This window comes from Parvivirga hydrogeniphila (assembly GCF_023371205.1).
Lineage (GTDB): Bacteria > Actinomycetota > Coriobacteriia > Anaerosomatales > Anaerosomataceae > Parvivirga > Parvivirga hydrogeniphila.
This window is the reverse complement of record NZ_JAMCCO010000008.1, coordinates 1-1,177: the sequence shown is the minus strand read 5'-3', so window position 1 is coordinate 1,177 and position 1,177 is coordinate 1. Positions and strand designations below refer to the sequence as shown.

Sequence of the window (1,177 nt, the reverse complement as noted above, 5' to 3'; positions counted from 1 at the left end):
GGCGGCAACGGGGCCAAGACGCGCAACGTGTCACGCCCGTCACTCCAACGAGTACCCTCCGGTCGCCATGAGCCGACTGCCTTCTTCGAACAGCTCGACCATGGCGCGCCGCACCCCAGTCTCGCCCTTCATGCGATAGCGCACCTCGTATCCGAGCTCACGCCCTAGAGAGCCGTCGCCGACCACGAGGCTCGGGGCTGGCAGCTCCGTCTCACGGACCTCAAGAATCTCCACGTCTCCGGGCGCCGAGATGCCTAGATCTTCGCGCATGGCGCGCAGCTCATTCTCCGGCCAGCGATGGCCGGTGGCGCGCACCAGCGCCTGTTGGTCTGCGCCGGCCACGCCCCTGACGTAGTCAGCTGCGATGTCGGCTGCGATGTCGGTCCGCGACGCCTTGCTGCACCCCGCTATGCCGCCCACAGCCACGAGGACGGAGCACGAGATCATCGCCAGCGCGACCAGGCGGCACACGCAGATGCGCGAAGCCATTCGACCCCCTCCTCACCACATGAGCCGAGTATACCGGACGTCGGTCGCCAGCCGCGATCCCGCAGACCCACTCGCAGCGACGCGCACGGGGCGCCTGTCACCGAAGGGGTTGCTCAGCTCCAGTCTTACCGTTCCCGGCCACTGAACTCCGTCCGAGTACCGTCCCGCGCCCTTCATTCGTGCAGTCAGGCCCGAGACCCAAGAGCGCTCGTAGCGCAGACTGAAGCTGATAAGCTCCGCCTCGTTCTTCTGGCCGCTGACGTAGCTGTCCGACCGGACACACGGCACCGGCGCGGTGTAGCGCCTGCCACGCCCGTCGCGCATGAGACGCATGAGCCGCCCCGTGATCATCACAGCGCTGCTCCGCTCGGTCGAGGACCGCAGGTATCCATAGACTCTGAGCACGCCGTCGCGGAACTCCCAGTGGGCGGCGAGTTCCGCCACGCCTATCCGTTTCGGTTCTGGAAGCAGAATGCTCCTCTTCTCATTCGCCACAAACTCGCTAGTCCCAGACGACAGCATCCAGACACTCACATCGCAACGGACTACCGTGAACCAGTGGGTCCGGGACAGGCGCTTCGCCCGCTCCCCGCTCGGATCCACCTTCCCCACCGGGTCGCCGCCGCAGTACTGGTACGGGCTTTCTTCGCCGTCTGCCTTGGCGGGGTCCTTGGTGAGGAACTGGGCG

The 1,177-nt window shown here is 66.4% G+C and carries 2 protein-coding genes; both read right to left on the bottom strand.

Going from position 1 to position 1,177, the window contains the following annotated elements; translation table 11 throughout:
* Nucleotides 1–39: 39 nt before the first annotated feature.
* Complete coding sequence (locus MX659_RS09045; RefSeq protein WP_267193171.1) at nucleotides 40–489, bottom strand: hypothetical protein; 450 nt, start codon at nucleotides 487–489, stop codon at nucleotides 40–42.
* A 12-nt stretch (nucleotides 490–501) separates the two neighbouring features.
* The coding region (locus MX659_RS09040) for an RHS repeat-associated core domain-containing protein (protein WP_267193170.1) at nucleotides 502–1,177 on the bottom strand (676 nt) is incomplete at its 5' end.

Coding starts and splice junctions, on each gene's coding strand:
- MX659_RS09045 (WP_267193171.1), bottom strand. CDS start 489: ATGGCTTCGCGCATCTGCGTGTGCCGCCTGGTCGCGCTGGCGATGATC.